This is a genomic window from Fundicoccus sp. Sow4_F4, assembly GCF_052116145.1.
In the GTDB taxonomy this organism is placed as follows: Bacteria; Bacillota; Bacilli; order Lactobacillales; family Aerococcaceae; genus Fundicoccus.
This window is the reverse complement of the sequence record NZ_JBQKLQ010000007.1, coordinates 80,160-95,570: the sequence shown is the minus strand read 5'-3', so window position 1 is coordinate 95,570 and position 15,411 is coordinate 80,160. Positions and strand designations below refer to the sequence as shown.

12 protein-coding genes are annotated in these 15,411 nt (G+C 39.1%); all 12 read left to right on the top strand.

Annotation, left to right across the window (positions count from 1 at the left end; all coding sequences use genetic code 11):
• The 12 genes from accC to lpdA all read left to right on the top strand — a co-directional run bounded on the left by accC (position 1) and on the right by lpdA (position 14,728).
• Complete coding sequence (gene accC, locus ACTQ5J_RS10660) at positions 1 to 1,410, top strand: acetyl-CoA carboxylase biotin carboxylase subunit (RefSeq protein WP_441752839.1); 1,410 nt, start codon at positions 1 to 3, stop codon at positions 1,408 to 1,410.
• A gap of 1 nt (position 1,411) precedes the next feature.
• Complete coding sequence (gene accD, locus ACTQ5J_RS10655) at positions 1,412 to 2,269, top strand: acetyl-CoA carboxylase, carboxyltransferase subunit beta (protein WP_441752837.1); 858 nt, start codon at positions 1,412 to 1,414, stop codon at positions 2,267 to 2,269.
• A gap of 13 nt (positions 2,270 to 2,282) precedes the next feature.
• Positions 2,283 to 3,062: an acetyl-CoA carboxylase carboxyl transferase subunit alpha gene (accA, locus tag ACTQ5J_RS10650; RefSeq protein WP_441752835.1), complete on the top strand. Its 780-nt coding sequence runs from the start codon at positions 2,283 to 2,285 to the stop codon at positions 3,060 to 3,062.
• Positions 3,063 to 3,205: 143 nt separating this feature from the next.
• The gene (locus tag ACTQ5J_RS10645) at positions 3,206 to 4,849 is read left to right on the top strand and encodes a peptide ABC transporter substrate-binding protein (RefSeq protein ID WP_441752833.1); all 1,644 of its coding nucleotides are present in this window, start codon (positions 3,206 to 3,208) and stop codon (positions 4,847 to 4,849) included.
• 283 nt (positions 4,850 to 5,132) lie between these two features.
• The gene (locus ACTQ5J_RS10640; RefSeq protein ID WP_441752830.1) at positions 5,133 to 6,074 is read left to right on the top strand and encodes an ABC transporter permease; all 942 of its coding nucleotides are present in this window, start codon (positions 5,133 to 5,135) and stop codon (positions 6,072 to 6,074) included.
• A gap of 2 nt (positions 6,075 to 6,076) precedes the next feature.
• The gene (opp3C, locus tag ACTQ5J_RS10635) at positions 6,077 to 7,150 is read left to right on the top strand and encodes an oligopeptide ABC transporter permease (protein WP_441752828.1); all 1,074 of its coding nucleotides are present in this window, start codon (positions 6,077 to 6,079) and stop codon (positions 7,148 to 7,150) included.
• Between the two features lie 8 nt (positions 7,151 to 7,158).
• Complete coding sequence (locus ACTQ5J_RS10630; RefSeq protein ID WP_441752827.1) at positions 7,159 to 8,223, top strand: ABC transporter ATP-binding protein; 1,065 nt, start codon at positions 7,159 to 7,161, stop codon at positions 8,221 to 8,223.
• Positions 8,204 to 9,118, top strand: a complete 915-nt coding sequence (locus ACTQ5J_RS10625) for an ABC transporter ATP-binding protein (RefSeq protein WP_441752825.1) — start codon at positions 8,204 to 8,206, stop codon at positions 9,116 to 9,118. Before ACTQ5J_RS10630 ends, ACTQ5J_RS10625 begins: the two co-directional genes overlap by 20 nt.
• 353 nt (positions 9,119 to 9,471) lie before the next feature.
• On the top strand, positions 9,472 to 10,581 hold the full coding sequence (gene pdhA, locus ACTQ5J_RS10620) for a pyruvate dehydrogenase (acetyl-transferring) E1 component subunit alpha (protein WP_441752823.1): 1,110 nt from the start codon (positions 9,472 to 9,474) through the stop codon (positions 10,579 to 10,581).
• A 2-nt stretch (positions 10,582 to 10,583) separates the two neighbouring features.
• Positions 10,584 to 11,561: an alpha-ketoacid dehydrogenase subunit beta gene (locus tag ACTQ5J_RS10615; RefSeq protein WP_441752821.1), complete on the top strand. Its 978-nt coding sequence runs from the start codon at positions 10,584 to 10,586 to the stop codon at positions 11,559 to 11,561.
• 101 nt (positions 11,562 to 11,662) lie between these two features.
• Entirely contained in the window at positions 11,663 to 13,306 is a 1,644-nt protein-coding gene (locus ACTQ5J_RS10610; RefSeq protein WP_441752819.1) for a dihydrolipoyllysine-residue acetyltransferase, read from the top strand.
• Between the two features lie 12 nt (positions 13,307 to 13,318).
• Positions 13,319 to 14,728, top strand: coding sequence for a dihydrolipoyl dehydrogenase (gene lpdA / locus ACTQ5J_RS10605; RefSeq protein ID WP_441752817.1), 1,410 nt, complete (start codon positions 13,319 to 13,321; stop codon positions 14,726 to 14,728).
• The last annotated feature ends 683 nt before the right edge of the window (positions 14,729 to 15,411 follow it).

Sequence of the window (15,411 nt, the reverse complement as noted above, 5' to 3'; positions counted from 1 at the left end):
ATGTTTCATAAAGTTCTGGTAGCTAATCGAGGGGAGATTGCCGTACGTATTATCCGTGCACTTAGAGAGTTGAATATCACCTCAGTAGCAGTTTATAGTGAAGCGGATCGCAATGCGCTCCACACGGAGCTAGCAGATGAAGCAATTTGTATTGGGCCTGCTAAGAGTTTAGATTCTTACGCCAATCCAGTGGCTATTCTATCTGCGGCGATTGTAACTGGTGCCGATGCTATTCACCCTGGTTACGGTTTTCTTTCAGAACGTAGCGACTTTGCATCAATGTGCGAAGAAATTGGTATAAAGTTTATTGGACCGCAAAGCTGGATTATTCATGACATGGGCAATAAGCAAAATGCTCGTGAAACTATGAAAGCAGCTGGTATTCCAATCACTCCAGGTAGTGAAGGCTTAGTATCTTCTTTAGAGGAAGCTGAAAAGATCGCGACTGAAATAGGCTTTCCACTAATGATCAAAGCAGCCGATGGCGGTGGTGGTAAAGGAATGCGACGAGTTGAAACGCCCGACATGCTCGTTACAATGTTTAAACAAGCCCAACAAGAAACTCAGTCTGTTTATGGTAACCAACATTTGTACATGGAACGAATCATCTATCCAGCAAAGCATATCGAAGTGCAATTGCTTGGAGATGAACATGGACATGTTGTACACTTAGGTGAACGTGATTGCTCATTACAAAGAAACAACCAAAAAGTGATTGAAATTGCGCCTGCTCAATCATTACCTAATGAAGTTCGAGAAGCTCTTTGCTCGACAGCTGTGAAGGCAGCAGCAGCCATTGGTTATACAAATGCGGGTACTATTGAGTTTCTGGTGGATGAGGAATATAACTATTACTTCATGGAAATGAATACTCGTTTACAAGTAGAGCATCCCATTACTGAGATGATTACGGGGATAGATATTGTTAAAGAACAAATTCGAATTGCGATGGGGCAAAAATTAACATTCACACAAGAAGAAATTGTTTTCTCAGGTGTTGCGATTGAATGTCGCTTGAATGCAGAAGACCCTCGAAATGGCTTTAGACCATCTAGTGGTTACATTAATCGTTTAATTATGCCCTCAGGAGGAATGGGCTTACGTATTGAAAGTGCGATTTATCCTCAATATGCATTGCCACCATTTTATGATTCAATGATTGCAAAAATCATTGTTCATCGTCCAACACGAGAAAAAGCTTTTACACTGTTAAATCGTGCATTAGTTGAAGTGGTCGTTGAAGGTTTAGAAACGAATGTGGAGTTGTTAGAGGAACTGGCATTTCATCCTGATGTTCAAGCAGACCGCACACATACTAAATGGCTAGAAGAAGTATTTATGCCAGAATGGTTAGAAGCACTGTCACAAGACAATGAAATGAAAAATCAAGAGGTAACAGAGGAGGGATAATATGGCGTTGTTTCGTAAGAAAAAAACAATTCGGTTAAATCCTGAATTGCCAACAAAATCCATCCCAAGAAGAACAGAAATTCCAGATAACCTAATTGAACGTTGTCCGAAATGTCATAAAGTTATTTTTCAAACACAACTACCAGAGAATCATTGTTGTCCACATTGTCAGAACCATTTACAGTTTCCAGCAAAAAAACGCATTGAATGGCTGACTGACAAGAACAGTTTTGTAGAATGGGATAATGATATCGATTCAGCAGATCCGTTAGAGTTTCCAGGCTATCAAGATAAACTAACATTGGCTCAAGAGATTACTGGCTTGAAAGAAGCTGTACTAACTGGGCAAGCGACATTGAATCAATTGCCACTAGCATTAGGTGTAATGGACAATCGCTTTGTTATGGCAAGTATGGGGACCGTTGTTGGTGAGAAGTTGGTTCGTCTATTTGAAGAAGCGACTAAACAATCATTACCGGTAGTCCTATTCATCGCATCGGGAGGAGCTCGTATGCAAGAAGGCATCCTATCATTAATGCAAATGGCAAAAGTAACTCAAGCAGTGGCAAAGCATAGCCAAGCAGGTTTGTTTTACTGTACTGTTTTAACGAATCCGACAACTGGAGGCGTAACTGCTAGTTTCGCAATGCAAGGCGATATTACATTAGCGGAGCCTGGAGCAACGATTGGCTTTGCTGGAAAACGCGTAATCGAACAAACAATTAAAGCCACTCTTCCTCAGGAATTCCAAAAGGCAGAGTCTGTGCTTGAAAATGGCTACATTGATCAGATTGTGAAACGTGATGACCAAAGAAAAATATTACACCTATTATTGACTATTCATCAAACACACCAGTGAAAGGAGTGAGAAAATGCAAGCCTATCAAATCGTTCAAAAAGCTCGTGAAATCTCACGTCCTTCAACAATTGAGGTGATTGATTTCTTATGTACTGATTTTATTGAATGTCATGGCGACCGTATAATGGCTGATGATGCCGCAATTGTCGGTGGAGTCGGCTTGATGGACAATAAACCAATCACGATTATTGGCATTCAAAAAGGTAATAATACAAAAGAAAATATTCGTAGAAATTTCGGTTCTGCTGGCCCAGCTGGTTATAGAAAAGCGCAGCGTCTAATGAAACAAGCTGAAAAATTCAATCGTCCCGTACTGACACTGATTAATACGGCCGGAGCATTTGCAGCGCCTGAATCAGAAGAGTATGGTATCGGTGAAGCAATTGCGAGTAGTTTAACGCTAATGAGCGAATTAACTGTACCAACAGTGGCTATCATACTAGGTGAAGGCGGCAGTGGCGGCGCAATCGCTCTTGCCCTATCTGATAAGGTATTGATGCTGGAAAACAGTATATACTCAATTCTTTCACCAGAAGGCTTCGCTTCGATCCTTTGGAAGGATTCTAAGTTAGCTTCACAAGCAGCAGATGTCATGAAATTAACAGCTACTGATTTGTTGGAAATGGGAGTGATCGATGGTATCATTTCAGAAACACATAACGGTAGCACGTTGGCGAAAGATGCTATTCTTGCTGAGATTAATCGAACGGTTCACCAAGTTTTTAGTGAATTAGACGCATTTTCTCAAGAAGAACTATTAATTGCGCGTCATGCTAGATTCCGTAAATTTTAATAAATATTGCCGCCTATTTTTGGGCGGTTTTTTTTTATTTGAATGCTGGAAATAACATTCTTGCATTAATTTGATTAAAGTGATACATTAAATGTACATTTGGTTAAAATAATGGATGTAAGATGAGAAGAGGAGTGTATTTGGTGAAGTTAAAGAAAAAGTTATTTACGCTTGTTGCGAGTTTATTGGCATTAGGTGCCGTTAATCCAATCGTATCGATTGGTGCACAAGAGGTTGTTGAACTTAATCCAGATGTTGAGCAAACGTTAAATATTGCAACAAATGGTGAATTGTCGGTTTTAGATAGTATGTTATACAATGACGTACCTACTTCAGATATGATTGGTCAAACATTTGAAGGCTTATACCGTGTGACAACTGGTTCTGATGTTGAACTAGGGCAAGCCGAAAGTGTTGAAGTAAGCGACGATGGTTTAGTCTATCGCTTTGTTCTGCGTGAAGGTTTAACATGGAGCGATGGCGAACCGGTGACTGCAAATGATTATGTCTATACTTACCAACGCTTAGTTGATCCGACTTCAGGTTCAGTGGCAGCATCAACGGTTGAAGTCTTTAAGAATGCAGCAGCGATTCGCGCGGGCGAAATGGATGTAGCTGAATTAGGTGTCGTAGCTGAGGATGATTTAACGTTAGAAATTACCCTTGAGTATCCAGCGCCTTATTTTCCTAAATTATTAACAGGTAGTCGTTTCTTACCTGTCAGTCAAGCCTTTGTTGAAGCAATTGGGTCAGATTACGCGACATCTTCAGAGAATGTGGTTAGTAACGGGCCTTTTACCATTGAAAATTGGAATGGTACAAACTTAGAGTGGAATTTAGTTAAGAATCCTAATTACTGGGACGCTGAAAATGTTTATTTAGAAGATGTGTTAGTGTCAGTTGTAAAAGAAACGAGTACCGGCGCTGATTTATTTGATGCGGAAGAATTAGATTATGTGGTTCTAACCGATGATTTTGTTCGCTTGTATGATGGAAGTGAATTTTTCAATACGATTCCTAAAGCGACAAAAGGCTATTTAATCTATAATACTAGTCGCGAAGCAACTGGCAATGCAAACATTCGCCGTGCGATTGGCCAAGCCATTGATAAAGTCCTTTATGCTGAATCGGTTATCAAAGATGGTTCAATTCCTTTACATGGTTTAGTTCCTCGTAACTTTGATGTGAATGAAGCCGGTGAAGATTTCCGTGATGCTCAAGGTGACTTGTTAGTTTATGATATCGAAGCAGCTCAAGCTGATTGGGCGACTGGATTAGAAGCATTGGGTGTTGACTCACTTGATTTAGAACTTCTTACATCAGATGTTGACCTATCTCGTCGTACTGCTGAGTTTTTACAAGCTCAATTGCAAGATAACTTACCAGGTCTAACCTTAACAATTCGTAGTGTGCCTTTACAAAACCGAATTGAGTTTTCTCGTAACTTGGACTTTGATATCATGTATGGTACTTGGGCGCCTGATTATCAAGATGGTATTAATTTTATTGAACAGTACACGACTGAAGGTGGCATTAACTTCGGAGATTACAGTAACGAAACTTATGATGACTTAGTTGAACAAGCTCGAGTAGAGTTTGCGAATAAACCAGAGGAAAGACGTGCTGCCTTACTTGAAGCAGAAAGAATAGTCATCGATGAAGATGCAGCTGTAACACCTTTCTATCAAGCATCTACATCTTACTTATTAGATACGAATGTAGAAAACTTTGAAGTCTATCCTTTTGGTCGAACAATTAATTTACGAACAGTTTATGTTAGCGAATAATTTAGCTAGTTGATAGACACTGATTTTGCCTTATTAACGGACGTGCCTTCGATGGTATGTCCGTTTCGTTTATCTTCTATCCTAAACTGGCTGCAGTTTAGAGGTTTCTCGATGAATGACCATTTAACGGAGCAAGTAACAATCGATAACATTGAGATAATAGCCTAAGTGAAGTACAATATTCTTGCTGAAACCTAAATTCATAGAAAGAGACAAACGGCAGTCAAAAAGCGTAATATATTAGGCAATAAACAAGTAGCAATGACTAGAAAAGAGGTGGAGTATGGCACAATATATTCGATTCATTATACGCAGAATCCTTTTTATGATTCTAACAATCTTTGTTATTATCACAGTAACTTTTTTACTACTACAATTTCTACCAGGAACACCATTTGCTAATCAGGAAAATTTAACTGAGAAACAAATAGAAGTTCTATATGAATTGTACGGATTAGATAAGTCAGTCTTCGACCAATATGTGACTTATCTTGGCAACATACTTAGGGGAGATTTGGGTGTATCCTTTCAATTTAACAATACACCTGTGACTCAGATTATTACGGATCGCGCGGGCCCATCTTTCCAAATTGGTATCCAATCGATGGTATTAGGGACTGTTATTGGGACTTTACTGGGAATAATTGCGGCCTTTAAGCAGAATACCTGGTTAGACACATTTACATCAGTCTTCGCAATAGGAGGGCGCTCGGTCCCTAGTTTCGTCTTTGCAGTTCTTCTTCAATTTATTTTTGCCGTTAGTTTAAAATGGTTTCCGATTGCATTCTGGCGTGAAGGCTTTATGTCAAGTGTTTTACCAACCCTTGCTTTATCTATTTCGCCAATGGCAGAGGCCTCTCGTTTTATACGGACAGAAATGATTGAGGTCTTAAATAGTGATTATATTGAATTAGCCAAGGCCAAGGGCTTTAGTAATTTATATGTGATATTCAAACATGCATTGAGGAATGCCATTATTCCTTTACTAACCATTCTCGGACCGGTAACAGCTAGTTTAATGACCGGTTCCTTAGTAGTCGAGAATATATTTTCAATCCCAGGAATTGGTGAGCAATTTACTAAATCAATTTTAGTCAATGACTATCCAACGATTATGGGGATTACCATCATGTATTCTGGCATACTTGTCACATTAATTTTAGTTGTGGATATTCTCTATGGTTTAATTGATCCGAGAATGCGCACAGTTAAAGGAGGTAGTTGATGATGAGGAAAACAAGATTACCTCAAACAGATTATAATCATGAATTATTAAGGGAACTTCCAAAAATTGATGCAGGGAAATTTCAATTGGACAATCAACAAAATCAAGATAAAATGGAAGAAATTGTCGTTCCGTCTTTGAATTTTTTACAAGATTCATGGAGGCGTCTGAAGAAAAATCGTGGCGCAATGATTTCATTCGTGTGTCTGATTATTATTATTAGTCTAGCGGTTGCTGCTCCTTTGGTGGCACCACACAATCCAAATGCTCAGAATCCAGAATGGTCAAATTTACCTCCGAAAATTCCATTTCTCAAACAATTTACATGGTTTGACGGATTAACCCTTAATCGTGGAGGTTCATTAACCGATAATTATGCAGATCAAGGGGTACCAGCAAACGTTTACTACTACCTTGGGACTGATGCACTGGGGCGCGACTTACTTTCACGAATCATTTATGGAACAAGAATTTCTTTAATGGTGGCTTTTTCTGCCGCGGCAATCAACTTTGTATTAGGCATAAGTTACGGCATAATTTCTGGTTGGGTCGGTGGTAAAATTGATACCTTTATGCAACGCATTTTAGAAATACTGTCTGGAATTCCGAACTTAGTCATCGTCGTATTAATGTTATTAGTCATGCGACCAGGTTTGCTTTCAATCATTATTACAATTGCACTAACAAGTTGGATTACAATGTCTCGGGTGGTTAGGGCCCAAACGATTAGGCTTAAGCAACAAGAATACGTACTTGCCGCCCAAGTATTGGGTCAATCAACGCCAAAGATATTAATCAAACACATTCTACCGAATATGCTTGGCTTAATCATCGTTCAGATTATGTTTGCTTTACCTTCGGCCATCTTCTTTGAAGCCTTTTTAAGTTTCATTGGTATTGGTATTCCTGCTCCAAACGCTTCGCTAGGAACATTAATTAATGACGGTTATCAAACATTCAGATTTTTACCGCACTTAATGTGGTATCCTGCAGCAGTCATTTCGATTTTAATGTTGGCATTTAATTTATTGGCTGATGGTTTACGTGATGCTTTTGATCCTAAGATGAAAGAGTAGGTAGTCGTATGAAGAAAAAAATATTATCAATCGAAAATCTACAGATTAGTTTTCAAACATTTGCTGGAAAGGTTCAGGCAATTCGTGGGGTGGATTTTAATCTTTATGAAGGCGAAACTTTAGCGATTGTTGGTGAGTCGGGATCTGGAAAATCAGTGACTACTCGTTCAATCATGGGTCTTTTAAGTAAAAATGCAATTATAGAAACAGGTAACATTGAATTTAAAGGGGAGAATCTCCTAAGTTTCTCAGATAAAAAAATGCAGAAGATTCGTGGCAAGCAAATTGCGATGATTTTTCAAGACCCCATGACTTCCTTGAATCCTACTCTAACTATTGGACGCCAAATTATGGAAGTCTTAAAAAAACATCGGGGAATGGATGCGAGGCAAGCGGTTGATGAAGCACTCAATCTATTGATTCTATGTGGTATTCGCAATCCGGAAGAACGTTTAAAACAGTACCCACATCAATTCTCAGGGGGGCAACGGCAAAGAGTTGTGATTGCAATCGCGTTAGCAGGTGATCCTGAAATATTGATAGCTGACGAACCAACAACTGCATTGGATGTCACGATTCAAGCTCAAATAATTGAATTACTAAAGAAAATTCAAAAAGAAAAAAAGATGACAATAATTTTTATTACACATGATCTGGGCGTTGTCGCAAATGTAGCAGATAGAGTGGCAGTTATGTATGCAGGTCGTTTTGTTGAAATCGGTCCAGTGGATGATATTTACTATCATCCACAACATCCTTATACATGGGGCTTGCTAAGTTCGATGCCTACTCCAAAATCAACAGGAACGCTTTATACGATTCTAGGAACGCCCCCCAATTTACTTCGGCCACCAAAAGGTGAAGCTTTTTCATTGAGAAATGAATACGCATTAGCACTAGATTTCGAACAACAAGCACCGATGTTCGAAGTAAATCCAGAACATTTCGCAGCTACATGGTTACTGCACCCAGATGCTCCACACGTTACACCACCACTAAACATTCAAGAAAGATATGCACACTATGCTGCTAAGAAAGAAGGGGGAATCCAGGATGGAACAGTTTTTAAATAATTCTGTAGCACCTCTTCTGCAAGTGAAGAATTTAAAACAGTATTACAATCCTGCTACCAATAAAGAAGTAAAAGCAGTCGACGATGTTAGTTTTAACATTTATACAGGTGAAACATTCGGCCTTGTAGGAGAATCAGGAAGTGGTAAATCGACGATTGGTCGGGCCATTGTTAATTTATTTCGACCAACAGCGGGGGAAATCATTTATAAGGAAACATCATCTTCAACGCTGAAAACCAAAAAAGATCGCTTGGCTTTTAATAAAGAGGTTCAGATGATTTTTCAAGATCCTTATGCCTCCCTCAATCCTCGAATGAAAGTAAACGACATCATTGGTGAGGGCTTAGATATTCATGGATTAGTAAATAGCCCCAAGGAACGGACAGACAGAGTGAGTGACCTTTTAGAAGTCGTTGGCTTAAATAAGGATCATGCGACGCGTTATCCTCACGAATTTTCCGGGGGACAGAGGCAGAGGATTGGAATCGCACGGGCTTTAGCAGTTGAGCCGAAATTCATCGTAGCAGATGAACCAATTTCAGCACTGGATGTATCAATCCAAGCTCAAATAATTAATTTACTTGAGGAATTGCAGGCTGATCGTGGGCTTACCTACTTATTCATTGCCCATGATTTATCGATGGTTAAATACTTTAGTGATCGAATTGGCATGATGTACCGGGGGAAAATTGTTGAAATTGCAAGTTCCGATGTGCTTTATGAGAACCCACTCCATCCCTACACACAAAGTTTACTGTCGGCAATTCCTTTACCGGACCCTGATTACGAACGTGAGCGACGCAGAATAATTTTCAATCCTACAGATGATTTTTTTTCATCAGATAAAAGTTTGCAGGAAGTTGAGTCCGATCACTGGGTTTATCAAAAAAAATAATTTGAAAAATTTTTCACAAGAAAAAAGAATGCGACTCATTATTCTAATTTAAGTGAGAAAAGCTTCTGAATATAAGTGAAAACTAGTACAGTTTTCAACATGTAGCATAACAGAATAACAGGTGAAAAATCGTCTAAAGTACGAAAAAACGGACGGAACCCTATGAAAATCTGTTTCTCATATTTGCATGCTAACTTCTCACAAACTAGAAAAATGCACTAAAAAAACGCTGACACACCGCTTGGGGCTTGCATTCTTAGTGGATAGGTGGTAAATTATTAGTTGGAAAGGTAATGTAACAGTTACTATGGCTGTGTATTACTGAATCAATTTTAGAGAGGAATGTGTAAAGGATGGCAGAAAAGAAAGCGAATGTTAAAATCGAAGACTTATTAAATCCAGAAAACTTTGATTTTAGCACAGTACAAGTATTAGATGAGAATGGGACAGTTGTTAACCCAGATTTAATGCCAGATTTAACTGATGATGAGTTTGTTCAATTAATGGAGGATATGGTATGGGCACGTGAGTTGTTCAACCGTTCTACGGCATTGGCTCGTCAAGGACGCTTAGGTTTCTACGCTCCTACAGCTGGTCAAGAAGCATCTCAAATTGGATCAATTTCAGTTACAACTAAAGATGACGCTATTTTACCAGGTTACCGTGATATCCCACAATTAATCAAACATGGTTTACCATTATCTAAAGCTTTCTTATGGTCTAAAGGACATGTTGAAGGAAATAACTATCCAGAAGACTTACGTGCATACCCACCACAAATCATCATTGGTGCACAATATGTGCAAGCAGCTGGTGTCGCATTAGGTATTAAGAAAAACAAACGTCAAGGAATTGCGATGACATGGACTGGAGACGGTGGTTCATCACAAGGAGATTTCTACGAAGGAATCAACTTTGCTGGAGCTTATAAGGCACCTGCAGTCTTCTATATCCAAAATAACGGATGGGCAATTTCGACTCCTCGTGAGTTACAAACAGCAGCAGCAACTCTAGCTCAAAAAGCAGTTGCAGTAGGAATTCCAGGAATCGTTGTAGATGGTATGGACATCCTAGCAGTTCATGCTGTTTCTAAAGCGGCTCGTGACTACGCTATCGCTGGAAATGGTCCAGTTCTTATTGAAACACTATGTTACCGTTTCGGAGCCCACTCATTATCCGGTGATGATCCAAAACGTTACCAACCAGATGGTATCCAAGATGAGTGGCAAGCAAAAGATCCATTAATCCGTTACCGTAAATTCTTAACTGACAAAGGCTTATGGTCTCCAGAAAAAGAAGAAGAAGTAATTGAACGTACTAAAGAAGAATCAAAAGCAGCGATTAAAGAAGCGGACCAAGTTGAAAAACAAAAAGTGTCAACATTCTTGAAAAATATGTATGAAACACCTGACTTTGTAACACAAGAACAAATTGACAAATATGAAGCAAAGGAGAATAAATAATCATGGCTCAAAAAACAATGATTGAGGCTATTACAGAAGCATTAGCCATCGAATTACGTAATGATGACCGTACTTTAATCTTTGGGGAAGACGTTGGTAAAAACGGTGGAGTTTTCCGTGCAACTCAAGGCCTACAAGATGAATTCGGTGAAGATCGTGTATTCAACACTCCTTTAGCTGAATCTGGTATTGGTGGTTTAGCAGTTGGTTTGTCACTAGAAGGTTTTCGTCCAATTCCAGAGATTCAGTTCTTCGGATTTGTATTTGAAGTTATGGACTCTGTTGTAGCTCAAGCTGCGCGTACTCGTTACCGTATGGGGAATACACGTAATATGCCAATTACAATTCGTTCACCTTTCGGTGGTGGTGTTCATACACCTGAATTGCATGCGGACAGTTTAGAAGGATTAATTGCACAATCACCAGGTATTAAAGTGGTTATCCCATCAAACCCATATGATGCAAAAGGTTTATTAATTTCTGCTATTCGCGACAATGACCCAGTTGTCTTCTTAGAGCATATGAAATTATACCGTTCATTCCGTGAGGAAGTTCCAGAAGAAGAATATACAATTCCTTTAGGTAAAGCTAAAGTAGTTCGTGAAGGTACAGATGCTACTGTAATTACTTACGGTGCGATGGTACAAGAATCTGTTAAAGCTGCTGAAGTATTAGCAGAAGAAGGTGTATCTGTAGAAGTTGTAGACTTACGTACAGTACAGCCATTAGATATCGAGACAATCACTGCTTCAGTTGAGAAAACAGGACGCGTTGTAGTTGTTCAAGAAGCACAACGTCAAGCTGGTGTAGGCTCTAGAGTAATTGCTGAAATTTCTGAAAGATCTGTACTTTCATTAGTTGCACCAATTGGTTTTGTTGCTGCTCCGGATACTGTATTCCCATTTGGTCAAGCTGAAAAAGACTGGTTACCAAATGCTGAAGATATCGCAGACAAAATTCGCGAGTTAAAAGAATTTTAATTAAATACACTTTGATAGATGGCCCTGCATAGGGCTGTCTTTTAAAGGCTTGTATGAAGCGAGATACTTAAAAGAGCTAATAGAAAAGGAGTAAACAAAATATGGCATTCAAATTCAAATTACCTGCCTTAGGTGAAGGAATTATGGAAGGCGAAATCGTATCTTGGGCTGTAGCCGAAGGCGATGAAGTTAAAGAGGACGACACACTAGTTGAAATCCAAAACGATAAGTCTGTTGAAGAATTACCTTCTCCAGTAAACGGTAAAGTACTTAAGATTCATGTAGCAGAAGGTGAAGTTGCAACATTAGGTCAAGTAATTATTGAAATCGATGCACCGGGTTATGAAGACGATTCTGCTGAAGAAACGCCAGCAGCACCAGCTGCAGCACCAGCGGGCGCATCTTCTCAAACAGCAGCACCAGCCGGAGGAACAAGCTACTTCCAATTCAAGTTACCTGCATTAGGCGAAGGTATCATGGAAGGTGAAGTTGTTTCTTGGGCAGTTGCTGAAGGTGACGAAGTTAAAGAAGACGATACTTTAGTTGAAATTCAAAACGACAAATCTGTTGAAGAATTACCTTCTCCAGTCGATGGAAAAGTTGTGAAAATTCATGTTCAAGCAGGTGAAGTAGCAACATTAGGTCAAGTAATCATCGAAATTGATGCACCTGGTCACAATGGAGCAACAGAAACTGCAGTAGAATCTACACCAGCATCACCAACTGCAGAAGAAGGAACTGTACCAGCAACTGCATCAACATCAACAGCAGCGCCATCAGCTCCAGCAGATCCAAACAGACGCATTTTAGCCATGCCATCAGTACGTAAATTAGCCCGTGAAAAAGGAATTGACATTACTTTAGTGAATGGATCAGGTAAAAATGGCCGAATTACTGCAGATGATGTTAAGAACTTTAATGGATCAGCAGTGCCAGCTACTGAAACACCTTCAACTGAAGTTGCAACTGCAGTAGCAGCAACACCGGCAGCTCCAGCAGCTAAACCAACACCTGCGAAACCTTATACATCACAACGAGGAGAAGCAGAAACACGTGAACCAATGACAGGAATGCGTAAAGCAATTTCTAAAGCGATGGTTAACTCAAAACATACTGCACCTCATGTTACTCACTTTGATGAAATTGAAGTGTCTAAATTATGGGATCACCGTAAGAAATTTAAAGATATCGCTTCAGATCGCGATACTAAATTAACATTCTTACCTTACGCTGTTAAAGCTTTAATCGCAGCAACTAAGAAATACCCAATCTTGAATGCATCATTAGATGACGCTACTCAAGAAGTAGTTTATAAAAACTACTACAATATCGGTATCGCAACTGATACTGACCGTGGTTTATTTGTACCAAATATTAAAGATGCAAACACTAAGAGCATGTTTGATATCGCGGATGAAATTACTGAATTAGCTGGCAAAGCTCATGAAGGTAAATTATCAGCAACAGATATGGGACAAGGAACGATCACAATCTCAAACATTGGTTCTGCTGGTGGTAAATGGTTTACGCCAATTATCAACCATCCTGAAGTAGCTATTCTTGGCTTCGGTTCAATCGTACAACAACCAATCGTTAACGAAGAAGGTGAATTGGCAGTTGGACGTGTAATTAAGTTATCTCTTTCTTATGACCACCGTGTTATTGATGGAGCGACTGCTCAAAAAGCGATGAACGAAATTAAGAAATATCTCGCTGATCCAGAATTGTTATTAATGGAAGGTTAAGGTGAAACATAAATGGTAGTAGGAGATTTAGCACTAGACTTAGATACAGTTGTTATTGGTTCAGGTCCTGGTGGATACGTTGCAGCAATTCGTGCAGCGCAATTAGGCCAAAAAGTAGCTATTATTGAAAAAGAAAATATCGGAGGCGTTTGTTTAAACGTCGGCTGTATTCCTTCAAAAGCTTTAATTAATGCAGGACATGTTTACCATAGCGCGCTAACTGGTGATCAGTTTGGTGTATCAGCTAAAGATGTTACGATTGATTTTGCTAAAACACAAGAGTGGAAAAAAACACAAGTTGTTAATAAATTAACCAGTGGTATTGAGTACCTTTTAAAGAAAAATAAAGTTGAAATTATTCGTGGAGAAGCTTTCTTTATTGATGAATCAGCTTTACGTGTGATGGAAGAAGATGGCCCAGGCCAAACTTACAACTTTAAAAACGCTATTGTAGCAACAGGATCTCGTCCAATTGAAATCAAAGGTTTCAAATTCGGTAAACGTATTATCGATTCTACTGGCGCGTTAAACTTAACTGAAATTCCTAAAGAATTAGTGGTAATCGGTGGAGGTTACATTGGTTCGGAATTAGCAGGTGCGTTTGCAAACCTAGGTTCTAAAATCACTATTTTGGAAGGATCACCACAAATCATCCCTACTTTTGAAAAAGACATGGTTAAACTTGTTGAGAAAGAATTCAAGAGTAAAGGGGTTGACATCGTAACAAAAGCAATGGCTAAGAGCGCTGAAGTTAATGGCGACCGTGTAACTGTTGCATACGAAGTTAATGGTGAGGAAAAATCAATTGAAGCTGATTATGTGTTAGTAACAGTTGGTCGTCGTCCAAATACTGACGAACTTGGTTTAGAAGTTGCTGGTGTTGAAATGACTGATCGTGGACTTGTAAAAGTTGACAATCAAGGTCGCACTAACAAGAAATCAATTTTTGCAATTGGTGATATCGTTCCTGGAGCTGCACTTGCTCATAAAGCAAGTTATGAAGCAAAAGTTGCTGCTGAAGCAATTGCTGGAGAACCCTCACAAATTGATTACATTGCAATGCCATCAGTATGTTTTACTGACCCAGAATTAGCTTCTGTGGGTCATACTAAAGCATCTGCAAAAGAAGCTGGTTTAGATGTTAACGTATCGAAATTCCCATTCTCTGGTAATGGACGTGCATTATCATTAGGTCAAGCGGAAGGTTTTGTACGTTTAGTGACTACTAAAGAAGATAATGTTATTGTGGGTGGCCAAGTGGCTGGACCAGGCGCTTCTGACGTATTAGCTGAATTAACATTGGCTGTTGAAGGTGGCTTAAATGCGGAAGATATCGCATTAACAATTCACTCTCATCCATCATTAGCTGAAACAATTATGGATACAGCTGAGTTAGTTTTAGGCAATCCAATTCATATTTAATAAATTACTAAAACCGTTCATACACATCACGTGTAGAACGGTTTTTTTCGTAGTATAAGGGATGATAAATTTTATGTTGATTTAACAAGCTTTGTGTTATGGTGCTACGCTCAGCTTGTTAATTTTCCAATCGCGGTGGTCGTCTTCAAAGCCTAAGGCTTTTCCGACTCAATCGGCTAGGCTCTGACTCGTTCAATGCGTTTACAGTCAGAGTACGCTGCGCCTGATTTAGTAGCAATTGGTGATGGCTGAGTTTTTATACAGCTTTGGAAAATACATCACTGAGTTAAGCAAAAATTATCCAACAACAATATCGCTTTAAGATCAAGCAAAAACTGCTCATTCGATGTTAAAGAACTCGGACTCCTCCGAAATTTTCTGATAGTATCCAGGATTAATGTGTCATTCTGTTTTTAGAGGCTTTGCTTAGAATAAGAGGGAATCTAAGCCTGATAGTGAGAGTGACTTAGTTAGCGTTACCGATATTAACAATCGGATGCAAGTAAATTATGGAGCACCTCACTATATTTTTTAAAACGTTCGGTTTTTGAGCTTAAAAAAAAAAACAACCCTATTCGGAACAGGGAAAACCAAACTATTAACGAACGTTTGTGTTTCGGTAGTGTTTTTAGTTCGGTTATTTATTGTGTATTGATTTCAGAATGGGTATCTTAGAAAGGTAG

What these genes read in the sequence shown, in the direction of transcription:
- accC (WP_441752839.1), top strand. Translation starts at nt 1, where the DNA reads ATGTTTCATAAAGTTCTGGTAGCTAATCGAGGGGAGATTGCCGTACGT.
- accD (WP_441752837.1), top strand. Translation starts at nt 1,412, where the DNA reads ATGGCGTTGTTTCGTAAGAAAAAAACAATTCGGTTAAATCCTGAATTG.
- accA (WP_441752835.1), top strand. Translation starts at nt 2,283, where the DNA reads ATGCAAGCCTATCAAATCGTTCAAAAAGCTCGTGAAATCTCACGTCCT.
- ACTQ5J_RS10640 (WP_441752830.1), top strand. Translation starts at nt 5,133, where the DNA reads ATGGCACAATATATTCGATTCATTATACGCAGAATCCTTTTTATGATT.
- opp3C (WP_441752828.1), top strand. Translation starts at nt 6,077, where the DNA reads ATGAGGAAAACAAGATTACCTCAAACAGATTATAATCATGAATTATTA.
- ACTQ5J_RS10630 (WP_441752827.1), top strand. Translation starts at nt 7,159, where the DNA reads ATGAAGAAAAAAATATTATCAATCGAAAATCTACAGATTAGTTTTCAA.
- ACTQ5J_RS10625 (WP_441752825.1), top strand. Translation starts at nt 8,204, where the DNA reads ATGGAACAGTTTTTAAATAATTCTGTAGCACCTCTTCTGCAAGTGAAG.
- pdhA (WP_441752823.1), top strand. Translation starts at nt 9,472, where the DNA reads ATGGCAGAAAAGAAAGCGAATGTTAAAATCGAAGACTTATTAAATCCA.
- ACTQ5J_RS10615 (WP_441752821.1), top strand. Translation starts at nt 10,584, where the DNA reads ATGGCTCAAAAAACAATGATTGAGGCTATTACAGAAGCATTAGCCATC.
- ACTQ5J_RS10610 (WP_441752819.1), top strand. Translation starts at nt 11,663, where the DNA reads ATGGCATTCAAATTCAAATTACCTGCCTTAGGTGAAGGAATTATGGAA.
- lpdA (WP_441752817.1), top strand. Translation starts at nt 13,319, where the DNA reads ATGGTAGTAGGAGATTTAGCACTAGACTTAGATACAGTTGTTATTGGT.